Annotated in this window: 7 protein-coding genes; 6 read left to right on the top strand and 1 reads right to left on the bottom strand. The window is 71.2% G+C overall.

Annotated elements, in window-relative coordinates:
- Positions 1 to 229: 229 nt before the first annotated feature.
- A complete protein-coding gene (gene rpmB, locus VKV26_18220; GenBank protein ID HLZ71843.1) occupies positions 230 to 454 on the bottom strand; it encodes a 50S ribosomal protein L28 in 225 nt (74 codons plus the stop codon).
- 166 nt (positions 455 to 620) lie between these two features.
- Between rpmB and VKV26_18215 the strand changes: the two genes are divergently transcribed.
- The 6 genes from VKV26_18215 to argS all read left to right on the top strand — a co-directional run.
- Positions 621 to 2,306 carry a DAK2 domain-containing protein gene (locus VKV26_18215; protein ID HLZ71842.1) on the top strand — a complete coding sequence of 562 codons (1,686 nt, stop codon included), beginning with the start codon at positions 621 to 623 and terminating at the stop codon, positions 2,304 to 2,306.
- Between the two features lie 41 nt (positions 2,307 to 2,347).
- Positions 2,348 to 3,199, top strand: a complete 852-nt coding sequence (locus VKV26_18210) for a DegV family protein (GenBank protein ID HLZ71841.1) — start codon at positions 2,348 to 2,350, stop codon at positions 3,197 to 3,199.
- Positions 3,200 to 5,785, top strand: a complete 2,586-nt coding sequence (recG, locus tag VKV26_18205; protein HLZ71840.1) for an ATP-dependent DNA helicase RecG — start codon at positions 3,200 to 3,202, stop codon at positions 5,783 to 5,785. It begins immediately after the preceding gene.
- Between the two features lie 340 nt (positions 5,786 to 6,125).
- Complete coding sequence (locus VKV26_18200) at positions 6,126 to 6,557, top strand: nuclear transport factor 2 family protein (protein ID HLZ71839.1); 432 nt, start codon at positions 6,126 to 6,128, stop codon at positions 6,555 to 6,557.
- A 21-nt stretch (positions 6,558 to 6,578) separates the two neighbouring features.
- Entirely contained in the window at positions 6,579 to 7,346 is a 768-nt protein-coding gene (locus tag VKV26_18195) for a TetR/AcrR family transcriptional regulator (protein ID HLZ71838.1), read from the top strand.
- Between the two features lie 291 nt (positions 7,347 to 7,637).
- Positions 7,638 to 8,321, top strand: a 684-nt coding sequence (gene argS / locus VKV26_18190) for an arginine--tRNA ligase (protein HLZ71837.1), incomplete at its 3' end; no start/stop codon positions are given.

Genomic DNA, 8,321 nt, shown 5'->3' with positions numbered 1-8,321 from the left:
GCTGGTGGCGTGGGGGTGGCGCTGCTACCCTGATGCATGGGGCTGTCCTCCCGGCTGGCGCAACGGTCTCAAGCACCCGTCACGCTACCCGCGGGCAGCCCTCTTGCCTCTCCCTCTTGTGGAAACCGCCAAAGTCCAGGGCCGGCGGGAAATGCTTCCCGCCGGCCCGTTCTGTTCAATCACGCGGCATCGATCGAAGGGCCAGCACTGGGAGTCAGCCAGCTCTGCGCTAGGCGCGGACTTTGGGCGCCTTGGCGGTCGTGCGCAGGCAGCGCGTGCAGATGTTGACACGCAGCGGCCCGCCGGCGGTGACGATCACCTGTTTGTGCACGTTCGGCTTGAAGGTGCGCGACGTTGCGGGCGCCTTGCGGAACCAGCCGCCGCCGTGCTGGTGCCGGATGTTGCGGCCAAACACCGTGTGCTTACCGCAGATGTCGCATTTGCCAGCAGCCACAGACCACCCTCGTACGGCGGCGCCAGCGGCGCCGCGGCTTTGACGCCACTTCCAGCGCCTCGATACAATTCATGCAGCGACCAACGCGAAGCGGCAGAAAAATGCTAGCAGACGCCGCCGGGCCCGGCAAGCGCGGCGGCGTTCGTTTGTCCGAAGGCGGATCTCCTTGACCAGCCGCGCAGCGCCCGGCCGCACCGGGCAACCGCCCCGGCCGCCGCAGGATCACCCGCTGACCGGCGCGGACTTGCTGCGCGCCTTCGCCGGCGCCTCGGTCTGGCTGCAGCGCAACGCGCCGGCGATCGACGCGATCAACGTCTACCCCGTGCCCGACGGCGACACCGGCGCGAACATGGCCGGCACGCTCGGCGCCGCGCTCGCCTCCGTCCTCGACGGTGCGGTTTCGGCTGGCGAAGTCGCGGGCGCCGTCGCCCGCGCGGCCCTGCTCAGCGCACGTGGCAACTCCGGCGTCATCCTCTCCCAGTGGCTCGGCGGCTTCGCGGATGCCGTCGGCAGCGCGTCGCGACTCGATGGCCGCACCGCGGCAGCGGCGCTGACGCGCGCCTCCGAGCGTGCGTACGCCGCGCTGCGCGAGCCGGCCGAGGGCACAATCCTGACCGTGGCGCGCGAGGCGGCGGTGGCGGGGCAGAAGTCGCCGGCGCGGGGGCCGCTCGCCGTCTTCGCGGCGGCGCTGGCCGGCGCCCGTGAGGCGCTGGAGCGCACGCCGCAGATGCTGTCGGTGCTGCGCGAGGCCGGCGTGGTCGATGCGGGCGGCTTCGGCCTGGTGGTGCTGTTGGAGGGCCTCCTCGCCGGACTGCGCGGCGAAGATGTGCCGGCGCAGCCGCACGCCGCGGGCGCGCCCGACGCGGCCTGGCTCGACGCCGCTCGCAGCGACGCGGGCGGCGGCCACTCCGGCTTCGGCTACTGCACCCAGTTCGTGCTGCATCCGGCGCCAGAAGCGCTGGAGACGCTACGGGCCGCGCTGGAGCGGCTGGGCGACTCGGTGATCGTCGCACCGGCCGCGGATCGCGTGCGCGTGCACGTGCACGCCCGCGACCCGGGCGGCGTGCTCAGCCTGGGCGCCGGCATGGGCGCCTTGACGCAGATCGCAGTCGAGAACATGCAGGCGCAGTTCGAACGATTCGCCGCACCGCCGGCGCCGCCGGCACCGGACGCAGACGGCGCCGCGCTGCCTTCGCAACAGACCGCGGTTGTGGCGGTGCTTGGCGGTGACGGACTGGCCAATGTGGCGCGCAGCCTGGGCGCATCGATCATCGTGGCCGGCGGCGCCACGGCAAATCCCACGGTGGACGAAATTCTGGCCGCCATCCGCGCGGCGCCGTCGGACAATGTGATCGTGTTGCCGAACCACAAGAACGTCGTGCTCGCTGCCGAACAGGCAGCGGCGCTGTCCGGTAAGCAGGTCGTGGTGCTGCCCACGCGCTCGGCCGCGCAGGGGCTGGCCGTGCTTGCCGCCTTCCAGGCCGAGCGGCCGCTGGCGGTCAACGTCGAGGCCATGCAGACGGCGCAGCAGGCCGTGCGCTCGATCGAGGTCACGCGGGCGGCGCGGACCACGAAGCTGCACGGTGTCGAAGTGCCACGCGGTCAGCCGATCGCCCTGATAGACGGCCGGCTGGCCGTGGCGGCAGCGACGCCCGGAGGCGCTCTGCTCGCCGCGATCGAACAGATCGCGCCGCCGGCAGACGCGGCGCTGACGCTCTACTACGGCGTCGGTGTGAGCGGGCGGCAGAGGACGGCGGCGGCACGGCAGATCGGCGCACGTTGGCCGGAATTGGACGTGCAGACCATCGCCGGCGGACAGGTGCACTACGACTACGTCGCGGCGCTAGAATAGCGAGTCGTCAGACCTGAAGTGATGAGGAGAGCCCGCGCGCCATGCTGCGCATCGTCACCGACAGCACCGCCGACCTGGACACAGAAGAGGCCGACGCCCTCGGCGTCACCGTCGTACCGCTGACGGTGTATTTCGGCGATGAGGCGCTGCTCGACCGCGTAGACATCCAGCCCGACGAGTTTTATGCGCGGCTCAAGCACGGCAAGCTCGTTCCGCGCACCTCGCAACCCTCGGCCGGCCGCTTCCAGGATGTCTACGGCGACCTCGCCGCCGCCGGCGCCACCGAGATCCTCTCCATCCACATCTCGGCGAAACTCTCCGGCACGCTGAACGCAGCGCGGCTCGGCGCCGCCGCCCCGCCGCACGGCTGCCAGATCGAGATGCTGGACAGCGGCACGGTCTGCGGCGGCCTGCAGGCGCTGGTGCGGCGCGCGGCCGAGATCGCGGACAGCGGCGGCAACTTGAACCAGGCGCTCAACGCCGCGCAGGCACTGATCCCGCGCCACCGCATCAGCATCATGCTCGACACGCTGGAGTATCTGCAGAAGGGCGGACGTATCGGCCGGGCGCGGGCGTGGCTCGGCTCGTTGCTGAACCTGAAGCCGATCGTGCACGTGGAGGACGGAGAAGTCGCACCCGGCCACCGCGTGCGCAGCCGCGCGCGCGGCATCGAACGCGTCTTCGATCTGACGAACGAAGTGCCCGGCGCCGAGCGCATCTACGTGCAGCACACGGGCGCCGCCAACGACGCCGAGGCGCTGGCCCGTCGCTTCCGCGCCGCGCAGCCGGGCGTGCCGGTCGACGTGCGCTGGATCGGGCCGGTGGTCGGCACCTACGTCGGGCCGAACGCCGTCGGCGCCGTGGTCGCGCAGCGCGCCACGGGAGGCAGCTGAGTGGCAGCGCTCAGCGCGGGCGAAGGCACGGAGCGGCTGCGACGCATCCTCGCGGTCGAGCAGCAGCGCGGCTGCGAAGATCGCGCCGTGATGGGCGGGCTCGACCGGCTGCTGAGCAACCTGCTGGCGCAGCAGCCGCGCGGCGAGACGCCGGTGCTCTCCGTCGTGCAGACGCTCGGCCGCCACCGCTACGCCGAACTGGGCGAAGCGGAGCGCCGTGCCTGGATCGAGCGGGCACTGCGCCTGCTCGCGACGCCTGCGCCGGCGGATTCCGCCCGGCAAGCGCAGGACCAGCCACGCGCCGCGACGGCAGCGCGCCCGCTGCCCGCGCCAGCGGCCGCAGCTTCACCGATCACCAGCACCGCGCAGCGAGCCGTTGCAGCCGCGCCGGCCGAGCGCCGGCCCGAACGCGCGGCCGAGCCGCCCGCCGGCCGCACCCGCCAGCGCGCAAAGCCCGCCGCGAGCGGGCCGACGCTTGATTCACCAGTCACGGCGATTCCAGGCGTCGGCGCCAACCGGGCGGAAGTGCTCGCCAGGCTCGACGTCCTCACGGTGCGCGACCTGCTCTATCATTTCCCCCACCGGCACGACGACTTCTCGCGCATCGCGCGCGTCGCCGATTTGCAGGTGGGCGAGACCCAGACCGTCGTCGCGCGCGTCTGGAGCGCGAGCCTCGTCAGCTTCGGCCAGAGCCCGCGCAAGTCCACCGAGCTGATCGTCGGCGACGAGACGGGCAACCTGCGCGTCGTCTTCTTCAACAACCCCTACCCCGCGTCGAGTCTGCGCACCAACCAGCGGCTGACGCTGAGCGGCAAGATCGGCGTCTTCCACGGCCAGAAGCAGCTCGAAAACCCGGAGTGGGAGATCGTCGAGCAGGGCGGCGATCTCGACCAGGCAATTCACACCGGGCGGCTGGTGCCGGTCTACCCGCTGACCCAGGGCATCCAGAACCGGGCGCTGCGCGGCTACGTGCGCCGCGCCCTCGACCTCTGTCTCGAGCAGATCGAGGATCCACTCCCAGCGGAACTGCTGCGCCGGCACGCCTACGAGGCGCTGCCGCTGGCGATTCGCCAGGCGCACTATCCAGACAGCGCCGAAGCGCTGGAGGCGGCTCGCCGCCGGCTCGCCTACGACGAGCTGCTGACCCTGCAACTCGCCGTGGTGGCGCGCAAGGCCCGCCGCGCCGCCAGCGTGCAGACCGCGCCGCTGCCGTTCGCCGGCACCCTGCGCCTGCGCTTCCTCGCCGGCCTGCCGTTTCCGCTCACAAGCGCGCAGGACCGTGCGGTCGAACGCATCCTCGCAGATCTCGAACGCGAGACGCCGATGGCACGGCTCCTGCAGGGCGATGTCGGCAGCGGTAAGACGGTGGTCGCGGCTGCGGCGCTGCTGGCGGCCGTCGCCAACCAGCGCCAGGCCGTGTTGATGGCGCCAACCGAAATCCTGGCCGAGCAGCACTTCCGCACGCTGTGTCGGTTGCTCGACGCGGACGCCGGGGAGGGGGAGCCGCTGGCCGAGGCCCGGCCCGATTGGCTGGCACGCCCGCTGCGCCTCGGCCTGTTGCGCGGCGGCCTGCGGGCGCGGGCGAAGCGCGACGTGCAAGACGCCATCGCCGCGGGCGAGGTGGACATCGCCGTCGGCACGCAGGCGCTGATTCAGCAGGCGGTCGGCTTCGCGCGGCTCGGGTTGACGATCGTGGACGAACAGCACCGCTTCGGCGTGCTGCAGCGCAGCGCCCTGACGGAGAAGGGCGAGAACACGCATCTGCTGGTGATGACGGCCACGCCGATTCCGCGCACGCTGGCGCTCTCGCTCTACGGCGACCTCGACGTCTGCGTGATCGACGAAATGCCGCCGGGCAGAAAGCCGGTGAAGACGCGCATGCTGGAGCCGCAGCAACGAGACTTCGCGTACCGCTTCATCCGCGACCAGGTCGGCCGTGGCTTCCAGGCGTTCGTGATCTGCCCTCTGGTTGAAGAGTCAGAGACGCTGGAGGTGCGCGCCGCCACGGAGGAGTACGAGCGGCTGTGCAAGGAGGTCTTCCCCGACCTGCGCGTGAGCCTGCTGCACGGCCGCATGGCGCCTTCGGAGAAGGACGCGGTGATGGCCGGCTTCCGCGACCGCGAGGCGGATATCCTCGTCTCGACGGCCGTCGTCGAAGTGGGTATCGACATTTCTGCGGCGACGCTGATCCTGATCGAGGGCGCCGAGCGCTTCGGCCTGGCGCAATTGCACCAGTTCCGCGGGCGCGTGGGCCGCGGCGGTGAGCAGAGCTACTGCCTGCTGCTCTCCGATAGCCCCTCGCAGGAGGCGCGAGCCCGGCTTAAGTTGCTGGAGCAAACGCACGACGGCTTCAAGCTGGCCGAGGAAGACCTGAAGCTGCGCGGCCCCGGCGACTACTTCGGCACGCGCCAGAGCGGCCTGCCCACGCTGCGCCAGGCGCGCCTCACCGACACGCCGATCCTCGAAGCCGCGCGCGAAGACGCGCTCGAACTGGTCGCCGCCGACCCGCTGCTGTCGGCGCCGGAGCTTGCCGGCCTGCGCGCCCGCGTCGAGCGGCTCGCCGATCGCGCCGGCGACGCCAACTGAGGGCGCCGCAAGACTTGATGGGCGGGCCAGGCCACGTATCCCTGCCGGAGGTGGCGGCCGCCTGCTGTGGTCTCGAGATCGCCACACGATAGGGAAGAAAACCTGCGCGAAGACGGTGCAGCCGTGCCCATACGCATCCAGCTGCCGGCGATCACCGCCCGTCCAGGACGTCCAGTTCTGCTGTCGAGCGGACGGCCCCCAGCACCCACGTTGATCCCGCCGCGATCCCTCTCGCAAAATTCTCCACGGTGTACGCTTGACGTGAGACAAATCTTATGATAATACTTATCTCGCAAGCGCCGGCACGGACCGGCGCACCGTGAGCGAAGGGAGATCCACCATGATCCCGCAGCAGATGGACCGCCTGATCGAGGCGCACCTCGCCGCAGAGACCGCCGGGGACACGGCGGGAAGCGTCGCCGTCTACACGGAGGACGTCGAGCACGACGTCGTGGGCTTTCCTACCGGCCCGGTGCGGGGCAAGGCGGCTGCCCAGGGCTTCTACGAGTACCTCACGCAGAACTTCCAGACCGAGACGATGACCCCGGTCCACAGCTACTACGGCGAGGACTTCTGTGTGATCGAGCACACCACGACCGGAACCGTCCCGGGCGACTTCCTCGGCATGCCCGGCAACGGTCGCCGCGTCACGTTTCGGATGCTCCACGTCTGGGAATTTCGCGACGGGCTGATGAGCCGTGAGAACGTCTGGCTCGACGGAGCCGGCATCGTCGCCCAGCTGAGCGGCAGCCCCGTCGCGGCGACAGCCTGAGTAGCAGGCGGAGCGGAGACCATGGGCAGCACCGACCATCGCCACAGCTTGCCTGCGCAGAGCCGGGCCGATGCGCGGGCGAACCAGAAGCGGCGCACGCGGGCGGCGCTCGTGGCCGCCGCGTGCGAGTTGGTGCGCGGGGGCGCCAGTCCAGGTGTGGCGGAGGTCGCCGATGCCGCCCTCGTCTCGCGGGCGACTGCCTACCGCTACTTTCCCTCGCAGGAGGCACTCCTCGCCGAGGCTCAGCTCGACATCCTGGTGAAGCCGGACCTGGAGCAGATCGCCGCCGTTGCCGACACGGCGGGGGACGCGGCGGCGCGGGTCGATGCGGTCATCCGGGCGGACCACGCGCTGACCGTGCGCCACGAGCCGGCGTTTCGGGCGATGTTACGTGCCTCGCTCACGCCGCGCGCCGACGACCCGCTGCTGACGCCACGCCGGCCCGCAAATCGGTTGCGCTGGCTCACGACCGCGCTGGCGCCCGTCCGGGCCCGCCTGGGCGAGGCGCGCTGCGAGCGACTGGTCGCGGCGCTCGCGATGGTGATTGCAACCGAGGCGCTCGTGGTGCAGCGTGACATTTGTGGACTCGACGCCGCGGAGGCAGAGGCGGTGCAGCGCTGGGCGGCGCAGGCGTTGCTCGCCGCCGCCCTGGCGGAGGCGGACCACGACGAGGGAGCTGGCGGGCGCGCCGGCACCGACGGGCACAGGCGGGACTCGTCATTTTCAGCGACCGGTCGGTCAACGGGCTCCCCGTCGGATGCCTGGCGGCACCGCCGGAAACGAAACTAATCGGCCGCGTAGCGAGCAACGAGACCTGATCCGGTTTCGTGGGTCTTCCGTCCGTTCGCCGAAGCCGGTCGATGACCTCCCACGTGAGGGCCATGCGCGGCCCGTTTCGGACGGCGCCGCCGGCGGCGAAAGGTCTCCGCCCGCCGCGGCGTCGCACCGATCTCCCACCCCGGACCTGTCCTCAGCAAAATCGCGCGAGGCCCGCGAAACCGGATCGACTCCAGGGCGCCCCGCCTACTGCGCTTCGTCCGCTTCCTGTACGCTTGATGCGAGCGCAGACGAGGGCCCGCCATGATCAAGGACGCGATCGCGACACTGGTACGAGACGCCGCCGCCGCGGCGCAGCGCGCGGGCGAGATCCCCGCCGTGACGCTGCCCGAGGTGCTGATCGAGCGTCCGCAGCGTGCCGAGAACGGCGACTACGCGACAACCCTGCCGATGCGCCTGCGCAAGGCCATAGGGGGGAAGACGAACCCGATGGAGCTGGCCGAGGCGATCGCGCGGCGCATCGGCAGCTCGGAGATGGTGCGCGTGGTCGTGCCCGCACCGCCCGGCTTCATCAACTTCTTCATCGACGACGCCTGGCTGCAGCGCCAGGTCGAGACGATCGTGCAGGCCGGGCCGGCGTTCGGCACGAACCAGACGGGCGCGGGGCTGCGCGTGCAGGTCGAGTTCGTCAGCGCCAACCCCGTCGGACCGCTGCACGTCGGCAACGGCCGTGGCGCCGTCACCGGCAGCACACTCGCCGCGATCCTTGAAGCGAACGGCTGTCAGGTCGAGCGCGAGTACTACGTCAACGACGCCGGTACGCAGACCGACACCTTCGGCCGCACCCTCTACGCCCGCTACCAGCAGCAGTTCGGCCGCGACGTGCCGATCCCCGAAGACGGCTACCCCGGCGAGTACATGGTCGAGCTGGCGCAGCAGATCAAGGACGAGTTCGGCGAGCGCTTCCTCGCCGCGCCGCTCGCGCCG

It is taken from the genome of Dehalococcoidia bacterium (assembly GCA_035310145.1).
In the GTDB taxonomy this organism is placed as follows: domain Bacteria; phylum Chloroflexota; class Dehalococcoidia; order CAUJGQ01; family CAUJGQ01; genus CALFMN01.
Note: the sequence above shows the minus strand (reverse complement) of the source record. Positions and strands in the feature narration are given on the sequence as shown.

Excerpts from the sequence above, each read along its gene's own strand:
- VKV26_18195 (HLZ71838.1), top strand. The coding sequence starts at position 6,579 with ATGGGCAGCACCGACCATCGCCACAGCTTGCCTGCGCAGAGCCGGGCC.
- VKV26_18210 (HLZ71841.1), top strand. The coding sequence starts at position 2,348 with ATGCTGCGCATCGTCACCGACAGCACCGCCGACCTGGACACAGAAGAG.
- VKV26_18200 (HLZ71839.1), top strand. The coding sequence starts at position 6,126 with ATGATCCCGCAGCAGATGGACCGCCTGATCGAGGCGCACCTCGCCGCA.